This is a genomic window from Agrobacterium sp. ES01 (assembly GCF_050320885.1).
Taxonomy (GTDB): domain Bacteria; phylum Pseudomonadota; class Alphaproteobacteria; order Rhizobiales; family Rhizobiaceae; genus Allorhizobium.
Map to the genome: position 1 here is coordinate 328,413 of NZ_JBNQTH010000004.1, position 18,385 is coordinate 346,797.

21 protein-coding genes are annotated in these 18,385 nt (G+C 57.8%); 11 read left to right on the top strand and 10 right to left on the bottom strand.

The annotated features are described in order from the left end of the window. The 3 genes from ACQQ2Q_RS14425 to ACQQ2Q_RS14435 all read right to left on the bottom strand — a co-directional run bounded on the left by ACQQ2Q_RS14425 (nucleotide 1) and on the right by ACQQ2Q_RS14435 (nucleotide 2,153). A complete protein-coding gene (locus tag ACQQ2Q_RS14425) occupies nucleotides 1–696 on the bottom strand; it encodes a helix-turn-helix transcriptional regulator (RefSeq protein ID WP_428187793.1) in 696 nt (231 codons plus the stop codon). Between the two features lie 73 nt (nucleotides 697–769). Further along, nucleotides 770–1,681: a CHAD domain-containing protein gene (locus tag ACQQ2Q_RS14430; protein ID WP_428187794.1), complete on the bottom strand. Its 912-nt coding sequence runs from the start codon at nucleotides 1,679–1,681 to the stop codon at nucleotides 770–772. Next, nucleotides 1,665–2,153 carry a CYTH domain-containing protein gene (locus tag ACQQ2Q_RS14435; protein ID WP_428187795.1) on the bottom strand — a complete coding sequence of 163 codons (489 nt, stop codon included), beginning with the start codon at nucleotides 2,151–2,153 and terminating at the stop codon, nucleotides 1,665–1,667. The genes ACQQ2Q_RS14430 and ACQQ2Q_RS14435 overlap by 17 nt, the downstream gene beginning before the upstream one ends. A 153-nt stretch (nucleotides 2,154–2,306) precedes the next feature. Between ACQQ2Q_RS14435 and ACQQ2Q_RS14440 the strand changes: the two genes are divergently transcribed. The 4 genes from ACQQ2Q_RS14440 to ACQQ2Q_RS14455 all read left to right on the top strand — a co-directional run bounded on the left by ACQQ2Q_RS14440 (nucleotide 2,307) and on the right by ACQQ2Q_RS14455 (nucleotide 4,724). Beyond that, complete coding sequence (locus ACQQ2Q_RS14440) at nucleotides 2,307–2,945, top strand: 2-dehydro-3-deoxy-phosphogluconate aldolase (RefSeq protein WP_428187990.1); 639 nt, start codon at nucleotides 2,307–2,309, stop codon at nucleotides 2,943–2,945. A 91-nt stretch (nucleotides 2,946–3,036) separates the two neighbouring features. Further along, nucleotides 3,037–3,735 carry a tellurite resistance TerB family protein gene (locus tag ACQQ2Q_RS14445; protein WP_428187796.1) on the top strand — a complete coding sequence of 233 codons (699 nt, stop codon included), beginning with the start codon at nucleotides 3,037–3,039 and terminating at the stop codon, nucleotides 3,733–3,735. Nucleotides 3,736–3,819: 84 nt separating this feature from the next. After that, nucleotides 3,820–4,509, top strand: a complete 690-nt coding sequence (locus ACQQ2Q_RS14450; RefSeq protein ID WP_428187797.1) for a GNAT family N-acetyltransferase — start codon at nucleotides 3,820–3,822, stop codon at nucleotides 4,507–4,509. Next, entirely contained in the window at nucleotides 4,506–4,724 is a 219-nt protein-coding gene (locus ACQQ2Q_RS14455; protein ID WP_428187798.1) for a hypothetical protein, read from the top strand. Before ACQQ2Q_RS14450 ends, ACQQ2Q_RS14455 begins: the two co-directional genes overlap by 4 nt. Here the strand turns inward: ACQQ2Q_RS14455 and ACQQ2Q_RS14460 are convergent. From ACQQ2Q_RS14460 to ACQQ2Q_RS14470, 3 genes are all read right to left on the bottom strand, one after another. Continuing rightward, entirely contained in the window at nucleotides 4,715–5,770 is a 1,056-nt protein-coding gene (locus tag ACQQ2Q_RS14460) for a nickel/cobalt transporter (RefSeq protein ID WP_428187799.1), read from the bottom strand. The genes ACQQ2Q_RS14455 and ACQQ2Q_RS14460 overlap by 10 nt on opposite strands. Further along, entirely contained in the window at nucleotides 5,764–6,405 is a 642-nt protein-coding gene (locus ACQQ2Q_RS14465) for a DUF1007 family protein (protein ID WP_428187800.1), read from the bottom strand. The genes ACQQ2Q_RS14460 and ACQQ2Q_RS14465 overlap by 7 nt, the downstream gene beginning before the upstream one ends. 72 nt (nucleotides 6,406–6,477) lie before the next feature. Beyond that, on the bottom strand, nucleotides 6,478–7,371 hold the full coding sequence (locus ACQQ2Q_RS14470; RefSeq protein ID WP_428187801.1) for a LysR family transcriptional regulator: 894 nt from the start codon (nucleotides 7,369–7,371) through the stop codon (nucleotides 6,478–6,480). A 536-nt stretch (nucleotides 7,372–7,907) separates the two neighbouring features. Between ACQQ2Q_RS14470 and odc2 the strand changes: the two genes are divergently transcribed. The 5 genes from odc2 to ACQQ2Q_RS14495 all read left to right on the top strand — a co-directional run bounded on the left by odc2 (nucleotide 7,908) and on the right by ACQQ2Q_RS14495 (nucleotide 13,306). Then, complete coding sequence (odc2, locus tag ACQQ2Q_RS14475; RefSeq protein WP_428187802.1) at nucleotides 7,908–9,041, top strand: ornithine/lysine decarboxylase; 1,134 nt, start codon at nucleotides 7,908–7,910, stop codon at nucleotides 9,039–9,041. Nucleotides 9,042–9,117: 76 nt separating this feature from the next. Continuing rightward, nucleotides 9,118–9,708 carry a GNAT family N-acetyltransferase gene (locus ACQQ2Q_RS14480; RefSeq protein ID WP_428187803.1) on the top strand — a complete coding sequence of 197 codons (591 nt, stop codon included), beginning with the start codon at nucleotides 9,118–9,120 and terminating at the stop codon, nucleotides 9,706–9,708. 393 nt (nucleotides 9,709–10,101) lie between these two features. Then, entirely contained in the window at nucleotides 10,102–10,734 is a 633-nt protein-coding gene (locus ACQQ2Q_RS14485; protein ID WP_428187804.1) for an outer membrane protein, read from the top strand. A gap of 264 nt (nucleotides 10,735–10,998) precedes the next feature. Further along, nucleotides 10,999–11,682, top strand: a complete 684-nt coding sequence (locus ACQQ2Q_RS14490; RefSeq protein ID WP_428187805.1) for an OmpW/AlkL family protein — start codon at nucleotides 10,999–11,001, stop codon at nucleotides 11,680–11,682. Nucleotides 11,683–12,055: 373 nt separating this feature from the next. Next, complete coding sequence (locus ACQQ2Q_RS14495; protein WP_428187806.1) at nucleotides 12,056–13,306, top strand: MFS transporter; 1,251 nt, start codon at nucleotides 12,056–12,058, stop codon at nucleotides 13,304–13,306. Between the two features lie 83 nt (nucleotides 13,307–13,389). On the opposite strand, the gene ACQQ2Q_RS14500 is transcribed toward ACQQ2Q_RS14495, so the two are convergent. Then, nucleotides 13,390–14,379 (bottom strand): WD40 repeat domain-containing protein, encoded by a 990-nt coding sequence (locus ACQQ2Q_RS14500; protein ID WP_428187807.1) that lies wholly within the window; start codon nucleotides 14,377–14,379, stop codon nucleotides 13,390–13,392. 403 nt (nucleotides 14,380–14,782) lie between these two features. Between ACQQ2Q_RS14500 and ACQQ2Q_RS14505 the strand changes: the two genes are divergently transcribed. Continuing rightward, the gene (locus tag ACQQ2Q_RS14505) at nucleotides 14,783–14,998 is read left to right on the top strand and encodes a DUF1127 domain-containing protein (RefSeq protein ID WP_428187808.1); all 216 of its coding nucleotides are present in this window, start codon (nucleotides 14,783–14,785) and stop codon (nucleotides 14,996–14,998) included. A 62-nt stretch (nucleotides 14,999–15,060) separates the two neighbouring features. On the opposite strand, the gene ACQQ2Q_RS14510 is transcribed toward ACQQ2Q_RS14505, so the two are convergent. Then, complete coding sequence (locus ACQQ2Q_RS14510; RefSeq protein ID WP_428187809.1) at nucleotides 15,061–16,176, bottom strand: CobW family GTP-binding protein; 1,116 nt, start codon at nucleotides 16,174–16,176, stop codon at nucleotides 15,061–15,063. 76 nt (nucleotides 16,177–16,252) lie between these two features. Then, a complete protein-coding gene (locus ACQQ2Q_RS14515; RefSeq protein WP_428187810.1) occupies nucleotides 16,253–16,555 on the bottom strand; it encodes a hypothetical protein in 303 nt (100 codons plus the stop codon). Nucleotides 16,556–16,652: 97 nt separating this feature from the next. Between ACQQ2Q_RS14515 and ACQQ2Q_RS14520 the strand changes: the two genes are divergently transcribed. Continuing rightward, a complete protein-coding gene (locus ACQQ2Q_RS14520; RefSeq protein WP_428187811.1) occupies nucleotides 16,653–17,561 on the top strand; it encodes a LysR family transcriptional regulator in 909 nt (302 codons plus the stop codon). On the opposite strand, the gene ACQQ2Q_RS14525 is transcribed toward ACQQ2Q_RS14520, so the two are convergent. Further along, the gene (locus ACQQ2Q_RS14525) at nucleotides 17,545–18,351 is read right to left on the bottom strand and encodes a creatininase family protein (RefSeq protein ID WP_428187812.1); all 807 of its coding nucleotides are present in this window, start codon (nucleotides 18,349–18,351) and stop codon (nucleotides 17,545–17,547) included. The genes ACQQ2Q_RS14520 and ACQQ2Q_RS14525 overlap by 17 nt on opposite strands. Nucleotides 18,352–18,385: the final 34 nt, after the last annotated feature.

An 18,385-nucleotide genomic window follows, 5' to 3' on the forward strand; every position in this document is an offset into this window, starting at 1 on the left:
TTACAATGGCGGTGGCGAGATACCGACATGCTCGCGCCATTCCTTCAGAAGTTGCGTGCGACGCCTGGGATAACGGCCGGGCAAGGGCGTGAGCGTGACGACGCGATCTGTTCTGAAATGGCGGAAGTCCTGGCGCAGTTCGCACCAGCCGACGATGATACGCTGCTTGTCGAGGTAGCCGAGCGCAATTGGCCAGACCGTGCGCTCGCTGGCGCGACCCGAGGCATCTGCATAAGCCATCTCGACCTTGCGTTCTTCCCGGATCAGGCGACGAACAAGCGATGCGTCGATCACGCCGTCGCTGCCGCGCTCCCCGCCGACGATCAGCAGTCCGGAATCGCGCAAGTGCGCCTTGAGGTCCGAGGGTAGAACCGCCTCGATCTTGGCCAGTGCATTGCGTGCCGCGTCATTCAGGTCGTTGTCGGCGCGGCTCGATACCCAGCGGGAGCCGAGAACCAGCGCTTCAATCTCTTCTGGTGAAAACATCAACGGCGGCAGCATGAAGCCCGGTCGCAAAATGTAACCGACACCCGGCTCGCCCTCGATGTCGGCACCTTGCGCCTGCAGCGCTGCGATATCGCGATAGAGGGTGCGAAGAGAAATACCGAGTTCCTCGGCCAATACCTGTCCGCTTACCGCGCGGCGATGTCGGCGGAGGATTTGCAGGAGTTCAAGCAGGCGGACCGAGCGGTTCATGGACGATCTCTATGGGATCATGCTGACAGATCATGTCAGCATGATTTCCTGTCCATGATTCTTGGTCAAGTGATCATGTATCGGACGCTGCCATCCAGAGCGTCGAGATGGTATTCGCCTCGCGTTCGGGCGTGTCCTGGAATACGCTGGCTGCCAGTGTGAGCGCCTCACGGCGCAGGATCTGTTGCTGGCGGATGATGACGCCCAGGAGATGCGACAATTCCTCGCCGACACCCAACATGCTGGCATCGAGGTTCAAAAGTTCAACGAGCAGTGTGATGTCATGTTCGTGGCCGAGAAGGTCGACGAGGGCTTTGGTCTGCGACCGCTTGGCATTCATCGCCGAGGGCCAGATATCGCGCAAGAGCGAGTTGTACATCCAGTAGGTTTGCGCGGTCTTGCGCAATTCATGGAAGGCCTCTGCGTGGACATTGTCCTGGCATTCCGCAAGATTGCTGTGGGCGCGCTCCAGTGTCTTGACCCAGCTCTTGCCCAGCAGTTTGGCCACCTTTTTCGGGTGGTCATCGAAGTTTAGTTCTGACAAGGCTTCGATCGCGCTTTGGCATGAACCGATCGCCGCCTGCACATCGTCCTTCAGATCGGTCGCCGCGTCCGCGACCTCTTCCCGGCGCGCTTTCAGAATGTCACGGGCGTGTTCGATCGATTGGGCTTCTTCGGGTGTCTCGGTGAAGCCTGCCAGATAGTCCAGTGTTTCGACCAGAGCGGTGGCATCGCGCACGACCGACAGGCTGGCCGCGGTATCGCGCAGCCGGGCATTTTCGCGTGCGCGGAATTCCTTCTGTCCCTTGGCGATCAGGCGATAGAGCCCGCGTACACGTTTGAACTTCTTGCGGGCTTCATGAATGGCCTCATGCAGGCCGTCCGGTTGTTCGGTCAGTGCCTTTTCCGCCGTGCGTAACTGGTGTTGCGCCAGGGACCGGATCTCCTGAGTGAAGGGTTTGCCAGGCTTAACGCGATAGCGCATGCACGAGCTCCGGCTTCAGCCGTTCGGTGGCCAGAGCCTGATTGGAATAACGACGGTCGCCTGTCACTTCGCGGCCGACCCAGTGTGGGATTTCCGGATCATCGGTCTCGGCCTTCATTTCCACTTCCGCAACCACCAGTCCATGATAGGCACCGGCGAAAACATCCACTTCCCAGGTAAAATCGCCGATTTTCACGTTATGGCGGGTTTTTTCGATGACGTTACCAAGAGAAAGGTCGATCATCTCTTCGGCATCGGTCAGCGGAATGTCGTATTCGAATTCATCGCGAACCAGCGCCGCCCCGCCCACCTTGACCGTCAGTCGGGCCGAGCCGTTGTCCAGGGTGCGCACGCGCACCGATCTGTCGGAATTGACGGAAATATAGGCCTGACGCATGGTGACCGCAGAGATTGCGTCCCGGCGCCAGCTATCGTCAACGACTAGAAACTTACGTTCGATTTCCTTGGCCATGGGGCAACCTCGGTTTCATCAGCGAAAAGCCTATCGCAAAAGATCACATTGGCCAATGAAAGACATCAAGAATGTGGCGTCTTGTCTCGACAAGGGGCAACACCCGCGATACTTCTTCGGCCAATCAATCGTTTGAAAAAGGATGGTCCGATGATGGGTCCGAAAACCGAGAAGCTCCTTTCCGTTCTCAAGTTGCAGCCGGTCGTGCCGGTTCTGATCATCGAGGACGCTGCAAAGGCTGTGCCGCTGGCACGGGCGTTGGTCGCCGGCGGTCTGAAGGCCATCGAGATCACCATGCGCACGGAGGCGGCTCTCGAGGCGGTGCGTCTCGTGGCAAATGAAGTCGAAGGTGCCGTTGCCGGTGCCGGCACCATTCTCAATGCTGCGCACTACGAGGCGGCCGTTGCTGCCGGTTCGCAGTTCATCGTCAGCCCCGGCACCACCCATGAATTGCTGGACGCCGCACGCAAGTCCGACATTCCCCTTTTGCCGGGGGCCGCGACCGCAAGCGAAGTGATGGCACTGCGTGAAGAAGGCTACCGCGTGTTGAAGTTCTTCCCGGCAGAACAGGCGGGCGGTGCTGCTTATCTGAAATCACTGTCGTCGCCGCTTGCCGGCACGGTGTTTTGCCCGACCGGCGGTATTTCGCTGAAGAATGCGCGCGATTACCTGTCGCTGCCCAATGTCATCTGCGTCGGGGGCTCCTGGGTTGCGCCGAAGGAGCTTGTCGATGCGGGCGATTGGGCTGGTATCACCAAGCTTGCGGCGGAAGCTGCGGCTCTTGCCGGCTGACATTTCCGTGACCTCGGCTCCGGTCGCTTTGTAATAGCGTCTGTGCATCCTTATCTCCCCTGTCGAGAATTGAACGACAAGGGAGAAGGCTATGTTTGACGCGAAGAAGTTGCTGGATCAGTTCCTCGGCGCACAGGTTCCGGGGTCGAGCGGGACGGTGAAGGAGAAGGCTGGCGGGGTTGTCCAGATGGCGAAAGACAATCCGCTGGCAACCGGCGCCATCGCGGCTGTGCTTTTGGGGACCAAGACCGGAAGGTCGCTAACCGGTAGCGCCGTCAAGCTCGGGGGACTGGCAGCCATTGCCGGTCTTGGGTATCAAGCCTACAAGAATTATCAGGCTGGTCATGCACCAGACCGGTCTGCCGCCAATGCCCCGGCCGAACTTCTGCCGCCACCATCAGATTCCGCGTTCAGTGCGGAAGCACCTCATGCCACCAATGACTTCGCCCTGGCATTGGTCAGAGCGATGATCGCTGCGGCAAAGGCCGATGGCCATATCGACAATTCCGAGCGTGCCCGGATCATGGACCGCGTGCAGGTGTCCGGTCTCGGCGCTGAGGCACAGGACTTCATTGAAAAGGAATTGTCCAATCCGACCGATCTCGATGCGCTCGTGGCAGCGGCTGTCACGGAAGAGCAGAAGGTCGAACTCTATACCGCGTCCAGGCTCGCCATCGAGCCCGACAATCGTGCCGAGCGGGGCTATCTCGACCTGCTCGCCGGACGTCTGGGCCTGGCGGATGCTCTGGTCGATCACATTGAAGCAACCGTCTCTGCGTCCAAGGTCTGATCAAGGTCAAATTGCCGCCCGTTGAAGCGGTTGCCTTTGGCGGGCGGCTGGCCTAATCCTCGTGCCCCACGACAAGAGGCAATGATGCGCGATCTGAGGAATTACAAGGTTTCACCGCCGGCTCCCGTCACTTTGAAGGGGCGCTTCGTGACGCTCGAACCCTATAGCCATGAGGAGCATCTGGCCGATCTGTGGGATGGGCTCGGCGGCCTTGGCACCAATGCGCTGCTCAAATATTTTCCCAATGACGATTTCGCCGACAGGGCAGAGTTTGGCGATTGGCTCGATGGCGCCAACGCTTCGGGCAGCCTGATCACGCTTGTCTGTCGGGAGAATGCCAGTGGACGCATCGTCGGCATGGCGAGCTACATGCGTCCCGATTCCAAGAATGGCGTGATTGAAGTGGGCTCCGTGGCGCATGGGCCTTCCATGAAGCAGTCACCGCTTGCGACCGAGCTCCACTATCTGATGGCGCGCCATGTGTTCGACGACCTCGATTACCGACGCTACGAATGGAAGTGTCACAACGAAAATGAGCCCAGCAAGATTACGGCGAAGCGATACGGCTTTACCTTTGAGGGTGTTTTCCGGCAGCATGTGATCTCCAAGGGCAGCAATCGCGATACCGCATGGTTCTCGATGATCGATCGCGAATGGCCGGTGATCAAATCAGCATTCGAGGCCTGGCTTGCGCCGGAGAATTTCGACGCCGACGGCAAGCAGTTGCGCCGTCTGGACGATATCCGCAGCGAATTTTTGAAAGAGACACTGTGAGCAACGCAGACCAGAACCGTTCTTCAGCCATCGCGGCTGCCATCATCTTGCTGGGCGCAGGTGTCGCACTTTATTTCCTGCCGCAATTGGTGCTGTGGATTGCAGAGTTCTCGCCTATCCTGGCGACCATTGTCGGCGGGCTGGTGATCCTGTCCTTCTTCGGTGTTTTCTGGCTGCGTGCTCGTTACAAGCGGCGCCATCCCTCTCAGGATTGAAGGGCTGCCAGCAGCAAGATCACACCGAGGACAACCACCAGAAGAGCCCCCAGAAGTTCAATGGCGGTCGAGATGCTGCGTGACAGCGTGGAGCCGGGCCCAGACAATCTGACGGCAACACCCTTGGCGGTCACGGCAAGCGTCGCCAGCAGAGACACGGTGATCGCGGTGCCGATCGACATGGCCAGCACCGACAGGATGCCGCCGAGATAAAGTCCGTTCAGTATCGAAAAGGTCATCACCAGAAGCGCACCGGAGCAGGGCCGCAAGCCGACTGCGATGATGGCTGACCACGCCTCTTTGATGCTGAAGCTTGAACCCTTCAGCATTGCGGGGTCCGGAAGGTGGGTGATGCCGCAGTCGGGGCATGTGGCTCCTGCTGCAAGGCTGTCATGGCCATGGTTGGCGTCGGTTGCAGAGAAGGACAGACCCGTACCACCAGCCTGCGCCAGTTGCGGCCCGTCGAAAAGAGATGCGCTGACAGGCGCCGATCTGCGGATCGCGATCTGCCGCAGCTTGCGAAACAGAAGCCAGCTGCCAAACAGTATAATCATGGCATAGCTTGCGATTTCCATCGTGTTGGTGGCGTCGGTCAGGGTGATGCCGCTTCCGCGCAACACCATATATGCGGCGGCGACTGTGAGGATGGCAACGATGCCTTGCAGCAAGGCCGATACGAGCGAAATGGTTGCGCCGCGGCGAAGCTCTGTCTCGTTGGCAATCATGTAGGACGAGATAACGGCCTTGCCGTGGCCGGGGCCGGCTGCGTGAAAAACGCCATAAGCGAACGACAGGCCGATCAGTGTCCAAAGATGGGTGCCATTATCCCGCATCGCCTCCAGAGACTGGGTGAGTGCCCGGTAAAAGCTCTGTTGATGCTGGTTGACCCAGAACAGGAAGCCGCTGAAGAGCCCCGACGTCTGGAAAGATGGCTCGGCAGTGCCGATGCCAAGGGGGGAGGCTGCCTGGGCGATTGCGGGCACGATATTCGCGGCCAGGACCGCGAGCAGCCCTGTCATGATCAGGGCACGCCTCGATATCAGCATGTCATCTCCAGCCGGGTCGCAAACAGCTTGCCGATATCGGTGTTACCGGGATCGTTGAAAAAGGATTCCGTCTGCATATTCTGGTTTTGGGCGAATATCTTGTCCGGATCCGGGCGGACGACCGAGCGTTTGCATGCCTTGAGCAGCTTGCCCTCCACCTTCATGTCCTCATCCTTGTTGAAATCGATCGCCGTGTAGAGCGTCGGGTCGTAGATGCCGATATTGAACTTGCCCTTAAGGGGGACCTTGTCGACGGGTCTCAGCGAGAAAACCAGAAGTAGCTTGTTGTCCTTGAAGTCCGCGTGGAAGTGATCGGGCTTGCCAATTTTTACCGGGGCACCGTCTCGGGTGATGAAGGTGAAGTAATCATAGTCGGCAAGCGACGTGCGGATGGTCTTGGAAATCTCTTCCAGCTCGTCGTGATCGAGCTTCAAGTCGGTATTGGTGTCGAAATCCAGCAATACGCTGGACGAAAACACATCGTCGAAGCGCCAGACATTGCGTAACTCGCCAAGCGTTCCATCCTTGTTGGCGGTGACCTCGATGGTCGCGTCGGCGAAAATGTGCGGATGCGCATCGGCAATGGCAGGCGCGACGAGCATGGAGATCAGGAAAGCGGCAAGCCGAGACTTCATCTCTTCTCCCAGAATTTCGGGTTGGTGCCGGTATTTCGAGCAAATGAGACTGAATTGGGACGGGCGACCCGTTCAGGTGTTTTTTCGGAACCACGCATGCAGATAATCGACAAAAACCCTGACCTTGGCCGGCAGATAGCGTCGATGCGGATAGACCGCATAGATGCCCCGGTCGCTCGGCAGATAGTCCTCGAACAAACGAACGAGTTCGCCTGATTCGACATACGGTCTGGCGATGAAATCCGGAACCATGGCCACGCCCATATCCTTGCGGGTGGCGCGCAAGGTCGCAAGCGGACTATTGACGACAATCGGTCCGCTGACTTGAACCGTGATCGGTTCGCCCTCGGGGCTCTGGAACTTGACCGAGTTATGCGCTCGCGCATTGGTATCGATCAGGAACGGCACGTGACTGAGATCGGACGGGTGATCGAGCGGCCCGTGCTTTTCCAGAAAGGCGGGACTCGCAAGGGCATAGACACCGAAATCGGACAGCTTCCTTGCAATGAGACCCGAATCCTCCAAACGGGTGATGCGGATGGCCAGATCGAAGCTTTCTTCGATCAGATCGACAAACCGGTCTTCGGCCAGGATCTCCAGGGTGACATCGGGGTGTTCAGCGGCAAAATCGATCATCGACTGGCCGACATCGGCGTCGATGAAGGTGCGCGGCACCGACACTTTCAGCTTGCCCTTCAGATCCGCATTGTTTTCGCGCACCAGATCGGCAAGGCTTTCAATTTCCTTCAGGATTTCGGATGCCGAGCGGTAATAGGTGTTGCCGGCCTCGGTCATGGAGAACTGGCGTGTCGTTCGATTGAGCAACAGGGCGCCGAGTTCATCCTCAAGTTCGCGGACATATTTTGATAGCAAAGCCTTGGAACGGCCGGTCTTGCGGGCGGCTGCGGAAAAACCTTCCGCCTCGACCACGTCGATAAATGCGCGAATTCGCGTAAGGGTATCCATTGGCGTCCTGTTTCCGACTCGTCTCGTTTCATTGAACAATTAGCATATTTTGTTCGAAGAAAAATTTCTCGATGCGTTCAAAAAACACTTGATTATGACGACGAACATTCATATCTCCTGACTTGCCCAAAGTCGCACGTGCCTGTGGGTGTCCGCCGATCCTCGAATGGTGAGAAATCGGTAAGGTACCTGGAACTAACCCCTCCAGTCGTTTCTCCGGCCAACCGGAAATGCGAGGACATCTTGAAGCAACGACGGTGCGGGCCTTTCTGGTTCTCTTCCGGCTTTCCAACAGCCGGGGTCACTGAAGAGGCACACCATCATTGCCGGAAGTGCGGTAGGCTCAACCTCCCAATCCAAGGCAGACAAAGCGGATCAATGCTCCTTTCTATGCGTTGTTCCCATATACCGCGCGCCGAGCGCTTGTTCGTCACCAGGGTCTCCAAAGGCTGGTTTCGCTCAAGATTTCGTCGTCCTTTGTCACTCCGGAGTCCGACTGGATTCCGGGTTTGAAGCTATTTGGAAGGGTTATAACGATGACCACTCAGCGCATCCTCGACTTCATCAACACCCGACGTCCCGAAGGTCCCTGCCTCGTGGTCGATCTCGACGTCGTCCGTGACAATTATTCCGCTTTCCGCCACGCCCTTCCGGACAGCTCGATCTATTACGCCGTGAAGGCAAACCCCGAGCCGCAGATTCTGAAACTTCTGGCTTCGCTTGGTTCGAACTTCGACTGCGCTTCGGTTGCGGAAGTTCAGATGGCTCTGGAAGCCGGGGCTACTGCGGATCGCGTTTCCTTTGGCAACACGATCAAGAAGGAGCGCGATATCGCTCGCGCCTTCGCGCTCGGTATCGACCTCTTTGCCGTCGACAGCCACGAGGAAGTTGAGAAGATTGCCCGTGCCGCTCCCGGCGCTCGCGTATTCTGCCGCGTTCTCACAGATGGCGAGGGCGCCGAATGGCCGCTTAGCCGCAAGTTCGGCTGCGTGCCGCAGATGGCGGTCGACGTTCTCGTCTATGCGCATCAGCTTGGACTGGAATCCTACGGGGTTTCCTTCCATGTCGGTTCGCAGATGACCAAGGTCGATGCATGGGATGCAGCTCTCGGCGATGCCAAGCGCGTCTTTGCACAGCTTGCCAAGCAGGGAATCCACCTGCAGATGGTCAATATGGGCGGTGGTTTCCCAACCAAGTATCTGCGCGATATCCCGTCTGCTGAAGCCTATGGTCAGGCCATCGTTTCTTCGCTGAAGAAGCATTTCGGCAACCAGCTTCCGCGCACCATCATCGAGCCTGGCCGCGGCATGGTGGGTAACGCCGGTGTGATCAAGGCCGAAGTCGTACTGATCTCGAAGAAGTCGGACAATGACGCACATCGCTGGGTGTTCCTCGACATCGGCAAGTTCGGCGGTCTGGCTGAAACCATGGACGAAGCGATCCGTTACCCGATCCGCACCGCCCGTGATGCCGACGAGATGGAGCCGTGCGTTCTGGCCGGTCCCACCTGCGATTCAGCCGATGTGCTTTACGAGAAGAACATGTATCCGCTGCCGCTTTCGCTCACGATCGGCGACGAAGTTCTGATCGAGGGCACGGGCGCTTACACGACAACCTATTCGGCGGTTGCCTTCAACGGTTTCGATCCGCTGAAGTCCTACGTTATCTGACTGGACGTCCGCGCCGGGTTTTCCGGCGCGGCTCTTCAAACAATTTGTTGAAACTGCTTTGCAACGGGAGGCCGCCATGGCCGCTGTTCTGGATAGCGTGCGCGCATTTTTCGCAGCACCTGCCTTTTTGATCGACACTGAAACACCGGCCGATGTCGTGGCGCGCGAAGCGCTTCTCGACAAGGTCATGGGTGAGGACCGCAAGACCAAGTCGTCGGAAAAGATCCGCCGTGGTCGGCTGCCGGCTGAAGGCCTGGCACTGGTTGCGCGTGATCGTGACGGTCATGTGATCGGCACCGTGCGCCTTTGGAACATCGAGGCTGGCATTTCCAGCGAGGGCAATGCCATCGATGCATTGCTTCTTGGGCCGCTCGCCGTTGACTGCGCCTGCGAAGGCAAGGGGATCGGTTCTGCCTTGATGCGCGCTGCACTTCTGGAAGCCAAGCGGCGTGGCCATGGCGCGGTGCTGCTGGTGGGCGACGCTGCCTATTATGAACGTTTCGGTTTCTTCGCTGACAAGGCACAGCATCTGATCATGCCTGGTCCTTTTGCGCGTGATCGTTTTCTCGGTATCGAGTTGAAGACCGGTTGGCTGAGTGGCGCTGCCGGTATGGTTGTCGCAACGGGTAACAAGCTAGGGGTGTCCTTGGAGACAAAGGCGGACTGAGGACCCCACAAAGGGCTCGCGCTCCCGGCTTGGCTCGATTTGGCGGGACTTCTTGAGTCGCCGGTCGACAGCGCGGGCCCACACTTATTCTTATAGCTGCGATCACATTCTCGGGATCGCAGCTATTTTTTTGCACGCCCCAATTCCGGTTGCCACGCAATTAGTGATGAAGTGGCTGTTTTCGCTGTGTGTTTTACCGTCACTGTCGACTTGTCCGCGGCGACCTGAAAATCGTTATGTCACATAACCGCCACGGTGTGCGGAAAGAAGTTTCATTTCGTATGGAACCTTCGGAACATTAGCCCCTCCTTCGAGAGTTATGGGTTCGTGGGTGATCCACATACGCTCCGACATGTCGGAGATCTAAAACGCAGCCCTTAGGGAGTAACCCAAATGTACAAGAAGATTCTTCTGGCCTCGGTCGCAACAACACTGTTCACAGCCGGTGCAGCCATGGCTGCCGACGTCGTCTATGAAGCACCACCTGCGCCACCAGCGGCTGTTGAAGCCCCTGTGGTCTATTCGTGGGGCGGCGCTTACGTCGGTGCTGAAGGCGGCTATGGCTGGGGTGACGGCGACGTTGCCGGTTCCGGTTCCGGTGATTTCGATGGCGGTCGCTTCGGTGGCTTCGTTGGTTATAACTGGGATACCGGCAGCAACCTGATCGTCGGTCTCGAAGGTAACCTCGATTACGACTGGAACAAGGATTCCGTTGGCGGTGCCGACTTCGAAACCGGTCTGAACGGTGGCGTTCGCGGCCGCGTCGGTTATGCCATGGATCGCGCGCTGCTCTTCGGTGCAGCCGGTTGGACGGCGACGGATGCCAAGCTCGACACAGGCGCGGGTGAATCCAACGAAATGATGAACGGCTGGACCGTTGGCGGTGGTGTAGATTACGCCTTCACCGACAACATGTTCGGTCGCGTTGAATATCGTTACAACGATTACGGCGACAAGGATATCGGCGGCACGAACGTCGACTTCAGCCAGCATGTGATCAATGTCGGTCTCGGCGTGAAGTTCTAATATTACGCTCGGCGATCTTTTGCCGACGTCAGTCATGGGCCGGTCAGCATCTGATGATGCTGGCCGGTCTTCGCGTCTGGCCCAATGACACGCATTATTCTTGACGTTTGTCAGAGCCTTGCGTGCTAATTTTGTGACATGGGTGCCGGATCGTGAAGCATGCTTATCTAATTTCTAATGTATTGATTTAAATCAATATATTTATCTCCTCCGTCAGGAAAGTCGCGGAAGGCTTTGGCCTTACGATTCCTAAGGAGAGATAAAATGACCACCATCTGGACGACCGTCCGCACTCTGGCTCTTTGCGCATCCACCCTGACTGTGGCGTCTGCGGCGACCGCGGCCGATCTGATGCCGATGACGCCTGCGGAAGAAGCGGCGATGACCTCTGTCAGCCCCTGGATGATCCGCCTGCGTGGTCTGGGTGTAATCACCGAGGACAAAGGCTCTCTGGCTGGCGTTGCGGGCTCCGACCTTTCCTATAGCGACACCGTCGTTCCCGAACTCGATATTTCCTATTTCTTCACCGACAACATTGCAGCCGAACTGATACTCGGGACGACCTATGCCAATATCGATGGCGAAGGTACGATTTCCGGTTATGGCAAGATTGGCAAGACCTGGCTTCTTCCACCAACGCTGACATTGCAGTACCACTTCACCAACTTTGGCAACTTCAAGCCCTATGTCGGAGCGGGTGTCAATTACAGCATCTTCTACAACCAGAAGGGGTCCGCTGCGGACTCAATCGATGTGAAGAACACCTTCGGTGCGGCGCTGCAGGTTGGTTTTGACTACATGGTCGATCAGCACTGGGGTGTGAACTTCGACGTGAAGAAGATCTTTATGGAGGCCGATTACGATGCGGTCGTTGGCGGCACGCCGGTAAGCGGCAAGGCCAAGTTGAACCCGTGGCTGATCGGCGCGGGTGTCACCTACCGCTTCTGACTTTGCAATGTTTCGCTGACAGATCCACGTCTCATGAGAAAGGGCTCCCGTTCGTTTGGACGGGAGTTCATTCTTTTTTGGGGACAGAGTTGCCTGCCGCTGCCTTCTGCTTCTGTCTGATGTAGATCCGGATTTTTGTTGCCGACGTCCGCCAACCTTACTGAAATGTAAGGGATTGCCCTGGAACAAAGCACCTGTTTTCGGCCTTAGACGTATGCTGCTTACTCGTGCGCCATACCTGCCTTATTATCCGAGACACGCATTGCGTTGAGCGCAGAAATGCCCGGCTCCCGCCGGGATGGTTTTTGCTTCGCACTTTGACGGTATCCGGACTACAAGCCGCCTCACCGCCGGTGCTCCGATGGAGGACCTCATGTCGGCAATCTCAGATCTACGCGCGTTGACCCCAACGCAACGCAACACAGTCATCGCCAGCTATCTCGGCTGGACACTCGATGCTTTCGACTTCTTCATTCTCGTCTTCATACTCAAGGATATCGCAAAGGACTTCCACACGGACGTCGCTGCGGTGTCCATCGCGATCTTTCTGACACTGGCCATGAGGCCCGTCGGCGCCTTGATCTTCGGTTTCGCTGCCGACAGGTTCGGGCGTCGCACCACCTTGATGATCGATGTGCTGTTGTATTCCCTGCTCGAACTCCTTTCGGGCTTCTCGACAGGGCTCACGATGTTGATCGTTCTGCGTCTCCTCTATGGTATCGCCATGGGTGGCGAGTGGGGCGTCGGTGCCTCGCTGACGATGGAGACCATTCCAGAGCGAACACGCGGGATCGTGTCCGGGCTTTTACAAGCCGGTTATCCCAGCGGCTATCTGCTTGCTTCGCTTGTCTTCTTCTTCCTGTATCCGCTGATCGGCTGGCGCGGCATGTTCTTCATTGGTGTCGCACCGGCTTTGCTGGTTCTCTATATCCGTCGCAATGTGGAGGAATCTCCGGCTTTCATTGCCAGCCGCAATCAGGTGCGCAGACCATTTTTGATCGTGCTGAAGGAGAATATCCCGCTGTTCGTCTGGGCTGTTATCCTGATGACCGCTTTCAATTTTCTCAGCCACGGAACGCAAGACCTCTATCCGACCTTCATGGAGAGCCAGCGTGGCTACACATCCCATACCGTCGGCGCCATCGCCATCTTCTACAATATCGGCGCGATCATAGGTGGTCTTGTCTTCGGTGCCCTGTCCCAGAAGATCGGGCGGCGCAAGAGTATCGTTATCGCTGCTTTGCTGGCGATCCCGGTTGCCCCGCTTTGGACCTATGCTTCCACGCCCATTCTGCTGGCAATCGGTGCATTCCTCATGCAGTTCCTCGTCCAGGGTGCCTGGGGTGTCATTCCCGCTCATCTGAACGAGCTATCGCCCGACGAGGTTCGCGGAACCTTCCCGGGTTTCGCCTATCAGTTGGGCAATCTGCTGGCCTCGGGCAATGCCACGCTGCAGGCAGGGCTGGCCGAGCACTGGAACGGCGACTATGCCTTCACGATGCTGGTCGGTGCCATTGTCGTCTGTATCGCGGTCGCCCTGCTTGCAGGCTTTGGCTATGAGAAGAAGGGCATCAGCTTCAAGGGGTCTGTTTCCCCGCAGGTGGCGCCGCGCTTGGCCACATAATCTTTAGTTGTGCTCATCCAATCAGAAAGGCCGGCGCATTGCGCCGGCCTTTGCCGTTTTCCGTCACGGCTTGCCATATGCGGTCAGGCGGCGATATCGATGACGCCGCAGTCTCCGGCCTCGGAGGCATAGGCGAGAAGTTTGCCGTCACGATTCCAGCCCATGGAGGTGATGGCACCCTTGCCGGGTCGGCGCAGCAGCGCTTCCTTGCCGTCGGCGATGCGCACGGCGAGGATCATGCCGTCGATAAAGCCGATGGCCAGTACGTCTTCGGCCGGATGGAAGGACACTTGCGTGACCATGATGTTGGAGCGGGTGCCGAGCTCAAGAGGCGCCTTGCCCATTGGCCCATCCTTGCTGGCAAAGGGCCAGACGATCGCGGCCGGTGCGCCGGATGAGGCAAGCCATTTGCCCTTGGGCGACCAGGAATAGGATTTCACCTTGGCGGGATAGCCGGTCATGCGCATGTGGCGCGCATCTGGCCCGTTCTTGCCATCCAGTTTCCAGCCATGCAGTGCGTTTTCCTGCATCGTTGTCACGACGAAACGACCGTCCGGCGAGAATGTCACGCCGGTATGAGCGCCTTTCCAGTCCAGATCGATCGGTGCACCGGCGGTGCCGACCCAATGCAGGGTCACGCCATTATAGCGGGCTAGAGCAATGCGCATGCCCTTGGGGGCAAAGTCGATACCTTCGATTGTGCGCTCTTCGGTAAATTCCTTCACGCTGCCATCGGCGAGACGAACGAATGCAGTCTTGCCATAGGCATAGGCGATCGCACCTTGCGGGCCGGGTGCAACGACCGAAATCCATTTGCGCGGCACGTCAGCGAGCTCTGTCACCGAGCCATCAGCTGCGATTCTCAAGACCTTGCCGTCCTCGCCGCCCGTCACCAGCGTCTGGTTGCTTGCGTCCTTGACGCAGGAGAGCAGGCCCTGATGCGCCTCGGTCACCTTGTCTGCGCCATCGAGGCGGTGGATGCGGCCGGCTGCGGTGGCAAAGACGGGGGTGTCGCCAAGAAAGGCCGCTGTGACGACGTGGCCTTCAAGATCAAGTGGAGCTACGGATGGCATGGCTGTCTGAATATCCTTTGAATTTGGTGCCTATTTGCGACCCGGTTCGCTGTTAGGCAAGAGCAAGCGACCATTTTTCTGTTCTGTCTGACGGTCGGCGAGCGTCGATCTGAGCTCTCGGTTCTGACGATCAGGCGCGTCGCCGCGCACATTCGAACAGTTTCAAACAATTGTGCAACAATTCAACCTTACTCCGGGCATTGCGTTCTCTTGCTTGGGCCAGGGACGCAAGATTGGAACTCAGGTCGCTTCGATACGTGCGGATGTTGAGCCTGCATCTGGGCGTATCGGAGCGAATTTCACTCCAGTGAATGCTGACAACTTCGAAGGTCGCTTCTTGACCTTCAGGCGGGCCGGTCGTGTCCCAACCCGGCTGCCCGCCACTTTTCTCATGGGGGATATCATGCTGCATTCCATTGCATTGCCGACGGTTGATACAGCTGCGCGGCCTGTGACACTCATTTCACGCATAGGGTTATGGTTCCAGAACGCTCGCACGCGGGCACAGCTTCGCGAGGCCGAGGATTGCGTGTTGCTCGATATCGGTATCACACGTGATGAGGCTCTTCTTGAAGCTGCCAAACCATTTTGGCAGAACCTGCAAACGCCCATCCGCTAACGTACAAAAAAGCCGCACCCTCTTGGAGGGCGCGGCTGATCATGTCTTGTTGTTTCGGTTTGTCAGGCTGCCTGGCAGGCCTTGAAGCTGTTTTCCAGCTTCTCGCGGTCCAACTCTCTGCCGATGAAGACGAGGCGGCTTTCACGGGTCTCGTTTTCCTTCCACGGGCGCTGATGATCGCCTTCGATAATCATGTGCACACCCTGAACCACATACCGTTCCTCGTCGCCCTTGAAGGCGATGATGCCCTTGAGGCGCAGGATGTTCGGGCCTTGCGTCTGCGTGACCTTCTGGATCCAGGGGAAGAAACGATCCGGGTTCATCTCGCCGCCACGCAGCGAAATCGATGTAACCGTCACATCATGGATAGCGGAGGGGGCGTGGTCATGATGATGATGGCCGTGTCCGTGATCATGGTCATGGTGGCTATGGTCGTGGTGGCTATGGTCGTGGTCGTGGTCGTGATGATCGTGACCGTGGTCATGGCCGCAATCGGGGCCGCAAACGTGATCGGGATCATCGTGGTTGAGGAAGTAGGGATCGTTTTCCAGCGCGCGCTCAAGGTTGAAGGCGCCCTGGTTCAGGACCTTGGCGAGATCAACTCCGGACCGGCTGGTGGAATAGATGCGTGCAGACGGATTGATGGCACGGACGATATGTTCGATCTGGTGCAGTTCGTCATGGGTGACAAGGTCGGACTTGTTGACAACGACGACATCGGCAAAGGCGATCTGGTCTTCAGCTTCACGGCTGTCCTTGAGGCGCAGCGGCAGATGTTTGGCGTCGACCAAGGCGACGACGGCGTCCAGTTCGGTCTTGGCGCGTACGTCGTCATCCATGAAGAAAGTCTGGGCGACCGGAACCGGGTCTGCAAGGCCGGTTGTCTCAACGATGATGCCATCGAAACGGCCCGGGCGGCGCATCAGGCCTTCCACGACGCGGATAAGGTCTCCGCGCACGGTGCAGCAGACGCAGCCATTGTTCATTTCGTAAATTTCTTCGTCGGACTCGACGATCAGATCGTTATCGATGCCGATTTCGCCGAACTCGTTGACGATGACCGCATATTTCTTGCCATGGCTTTCCGACAGGATACGGTTCAACAATGTCGTCTTGCCGGAGCCGAGATAGCCGGTCAGAACGGTGACGGGAATGGGTTTTGCCGTTACTTCGGTCATAGCAATCATCCTTCGCGGGGGAATTCCGGCCCTATATAGGGTGGGGACCTGCTCCCCCGCAAGGACGTGGCTCAAATCAGTTCGTGTGGCTGCCTGCCTCGCAACACTGGCGCGCCGTGCGCGCTTTGTCGGCTGCGGTACGGTGGGCAAACAGGCTTTTTGCCGATGCGACGACGCGGTCCTTCACACTCTTGAAAAACAGACGACGCTCCTCTTCTCTGTAGAGGGCGGCATTTCGCTCAAGGCTTGCGAGGTCCGTGCGCTTGCCCGGCCAGATCTCGGTCGGGATATCACCCCAGATGTCATCTGCTGATGGACGGGTGGCGTCGCTCTTGGCCTTTTGGCTGGCAAGGCCCTTCAATCCGTTGAACTTGTCCATGGCGTTTCTCCTTGGGTTGGACAAGTTGGACATTAAATCATTCCTGGATTATGATAATCGCATCCTTGAGATCTATAATAATGAATTGAAATCATGAATGTTGGATCCATTTGCCGCTCATGAGATGAATGTCTTCTCCAAGATCGTGGATGCCGGAAGCTTTGCGGCGGCGGCAGGTGAAGTGGGAATGACGCCATCTGCCGTCTCCAAGCTGGTGAGCCGCCTGGAAGCCAGGCTCGGTGTGCGCCTTCTGACGCGAACGACGCGCCGATTGGCTCTGACCGGGGAGGGGGAGACCTATCTGGATGCGGCGCGCCGGATTGTTGCCGATATCGAGGCTGCCGAGGCCGAGTTGACGGCCAGTGCCCGGGAACCGTCCGGGCTTTTGAAGATCAATACGGGTGTCGTGCTTGGGCGCCATGTCGTCATGCCCATGATGCCCGATTTCATGGAGCGCTATCCCAAGATCTCGGTCGAGCTCAATATCGCCGACCGTCAGGTCGATGTGATCGGCGAACAGGTCGATATCGCCATTCGCACCGGACCGCTGGTGGCATCACCGCTGATTGCGCGAAAGATCGGCGACACCATGCGGGTGATCTGCGTCAGTCCGACCTATCTTGAGCGATACGGCCGTCCTGAAAGCCCGGCTGATCTCAGAGATCACAATTGCATGGCTGCGGGTGGTTTTCCGGAGCTGCTGCGCTGGCCATTCCTGACACCGGAAGGTGTGAATGTGATCGAGGTGAACGGTGGTTTTACCTCCGACAGTCTCGATGTGATTGTCGACATGGTTCTCGCCGGCAAAGGCATTGGCCGGATGTCGCGCATCATCGTTGCCCAGCATCTGGACAGCGGTGCGCTGGTGGAACTCTTCAAAGACAGTCACAGACGCGACCCGCTGGCGGTTCATGCGTTGATGCCGCCCGGCGGCAACCGCTCATTGAAGGTGCGCGCTTTTCTCGATTATATGATCGGCCACCCTTTGGTCAGGGCGCGCTTTTAGGCATGAGACTGTCGATGTCGAAGCGGTCGACGTCACGAAGTAGTTCGACAATGCCCGAGATTGCATGGGCGAGAATCAGCTCACCTTTTTCAGCCGATGCAGCGGCGGCGTCGCCGGCGACGCCCTTGGCGTTGAGATCCGACATTTTCCAGCCGAATGCGTGGGGACCATAAGCCCGCAGGTAGCGGAATTTTGCGGCAAACTCGCTCTGGCGCGAGCCGAAGGCTTCAGCCTTTTGCATGTTCACCTGATCGGGGCAGAGCGCCAGCATGACGGAGGTCTCGATATCGCCGCCGTGAATATCTATGGCTTTGTCTTCCGGCTTGATCAGGCCTTCCGGCAGACCGAAACGGGTCCAGCTTGTGGCAACCGCGAGCATGTCGAAACGGATACGGGCTTCGGTGGCAACTATCGTGAGCAATGGTGAGTTCCCGCCATGGGCATTCAGCATCACGAATTTCTTGATACCTTGCTTGGATAGTTCCTCGGCGATGCCGAGCCAGCGTTCGACGGCCTCGCGCCAGTAAAGCGTTTTCGTGCCGGCGACATCCATATGCTCGATAGAATAGCCTACGGATTCTACAGGCAGAAAGGTGACGGGAAGCTCGTCTGGCAGGACATCAACCAGTCTCTCCACGATGCCGCTTGCGATCAGTGCGTCGGTTTCGAAGGGCAGATGCGGGCCGTGCTGTTCATGGGCGCCCAGCGGCAGAACCGCAATCCAGTCCTTTCGTGCATCGGCTGACATGCGGTCGTCGTTGTCTTGGAAACGTCGTTTCGGAATGGGCATCTGGCGTGCTGCTGCTTCTTTGAATATGAATCGG

Coding starts and splice junctions, on each gene's coding strand:
- ACQQ2Q_RS14440 (WP_428187990.1), top strand. CDS start 2,307: ATGGGTCCGAAAACCGAGAAGCTCCTTTCCGTTCTCAAGTTGCAGCCG.
- ACQQ2Q_RS14450 (WP_428187797.1), top strand. CDS start 3,820: ATGCGCGATCTGAGGAATTACAAGGTTTCACCGCCGGCTCCCGTCACT.
- ACQQ2Q_RS14510 (WP_428187809.1), bottom strand. CDS start 16,176: ATGACCGAAGTAACGGCAAAACCCATTCCCGTCACCGTTCTGACCGGC.
- ACQQ2Q_RS14470 (WP_428187801.1), bottom strand. CDS start 7,371: ATGGATACCCTTACGCGAATTCGCGCATTTATCGACGTGGTCGAGGCG.
- ACQQ2Q_RS14505 (WP_428187808.1), top strand. CDS start 14,783: ATGCTGCATTCCATTGCATTGCCGACGGTTGATACAGCTGCGCGGCCT.
- ACQQ2Q_RS14460 (WP_428187799.1), bottom strand. CDS start 5,770: ATGCTGATATCGAGGCGTGCCCTGATCATGACAGGGCTGCTCGCGGTC.
- ACQQ2Q_RS14480 (WP_428187803.1), top strand. CDS start 9,118: ATGGCCGCTGTTCTGGATAGCGTGCGCGCATTTTTCGCAGCACCTGCC.
- ACQQ2Q_RS14495 (WP_428187806.1), top strand. CDS start 12,056: ATGTCGGCAATCTCAGATCTACGCGCGTTGACCCCAACGCAACGCAAC.
- ACQQ2Q_RS14485 (WP_428187804.1), top strand. CDS start 10,102: ATGTACAAGAAGATTCTTCTGGCCTCGGTCGCAACAACACTGTTCACA.
- ACQQ2Q_RS14520 (WP_428187811.1), top strand. CDS start 16,653: ATGTTGGATCCATTTGCCGCTCATGAGATGAATGTCTTCTCCAAGATC.
- ACQQ2Q_RS14490 (WP_428187805.1), top strand. CDS start 10,999: ATGACCACCATCTGGACGACCGTCCGCACTCTGGCTCTTTGCGCATCC.
- ACQQ2Q_RS14500 (WP_428187807.1), bottom strand. CDS start 14,379: ATGCCATCCGTAGCTCCACTTGATCTTGAAGGCCACGTCGTCACAGCG.
- ACQQ2Q_RS14430 (WP_428187794.1), bottom strand. CDS start 1,681: ATGCGCTATCGCGTTAAGCCTGGCAAACCCTTCACTCAGGAGATCCGG.
- ACQQ2Q_RS14465 (WP_428187800.1), bottom strand. CDS start 6,405: ATGAAGTCTCGGCTTGCCGCTTTCCTGATCTCCATGCTCGTCGCGCCT.
- ACQQ2Q_RS14435 (WP_428187795.1), bottom strand. CDS start 2,153: ATGGCCAAGGAAATCGAACGTAAGTTTCTAGTCGTTGACGATAGCTGG.
- ACQQ2Q_RS14425 (WP_428187793.1), bottom strand. CDS start 696: ATGAACCGCTCGGTCCGCCTGCTTGAACTCCTGCAAATCCTCCGCCGA.
- ACQQ2Q_RS14515 (WP_428187810.1), bottom strand. CDS start 16,555: ATGGACAAGTTCAACGGATTGAAGGGCCTTGCCAGCCAAAAGGCCAAG.
- ACQQ2Q_RS14445 (WP_428187796.1), top strand. CDS start 3,037: ATGTTTGACGCGAAGAAGTTGCTGGATCAGTTCCTCGGCGCACAGGTT.
- ACQQ2Q_RS14525 (WP_428187812.1), bottom strand. CDS start 18,351: ATGCCCATTCCGAAACGACGTTTCCAAGACAACGACGACCGCATGTCA.
- odc2 (WP_428187802.1), top strand. CDS start 7,908: ATGACCACTCAGCGCATCCTCGACTTCATCAACACCCGACGTCCCGAA.